This window comes from Blautia sp. DFI.3.45, from assembly GCF_020593505.1.
Taxonomy (GTDB): domain Bacteria; phylum Bacillota; class Clostridia; order Lachnospirales; family Lachnospiraceae; genus Blautia_A; species Blautia_A wexlerae.
The window spans coordinates 1-674 of sequence record NZ_JAJDMI010000147.1 but is presented as its reverse complement, the minus strand read 5'-3'; the positions used below and the strand labels follow the sequence as shown (position 1 = coordinate 674).

The 674-nt window shown below is 42.0% G+C and carries 1 protein-coding gene; it reads left to right on the top strand.

Annotated features, from left to right (window positions below; all coding sequences use genetic code 11):
- On the top strand, positions 1–674 hold a 674-nt coding region (locus LJE09_RS17310), incomplete at both ends, for a hypothetical protein (protein WP_173698474.1).

The following is a 674-nucleotide window of genomic DNA, read 5'->3' as shown; positions in this document are numbered from 1 at the left end:
TGAGGCGACAGTTTCTAGTGAAATCCTTGATTTGGGACAGACTGGAGTAAACGGCGGCGGTTGGGAAAGGCTAGAGATAAAAAATACAGGTACAGAGAGCTGGCAGATCAAATCCATTTCAGAATTGAATGATTTTAGACTTGAACATTTAGAGCATCCATTATTATATGAGGGAAGACTTCCGATGAAAGTTGGGAATAAGGTTAAGCCCGGAGAAGCTGTTGCAGTGGATATTTATGTAAAGCCAAATCTTTCTCAGGGGATTCATGAAGAAACTTTTGTCATGGAAACAGAAGAAGGAATTCAGGCAGAGTGCAGGATACGGGTTCTCGTTCGTGGGGAATCAGAGGAGGATTACGAGGTTAACTGTGTACCAAATAGTGGTACGAGATTTCTCACAATTACTCAGGAAGAGTACGATTCATGGGATGATGTAGAACCAGAGCCGGATATGTTGATGTGCCCATCACGGTTGATTACAATATGCAACAATGGGCAAAAACCTGTCACAGTTGATTTTGAGGATACGGAACATTTCAGGGCATGGTTCTATATTGACGAAGACACGGGAGTTGTTATGCCGGGGGAAAATACGATAATTCAGGTTTTTCCGAAAGCAGAAGAACAGGTAGCTACTGATATTTTTAAGGTTTCCATCACAGGAGGAATAGAAT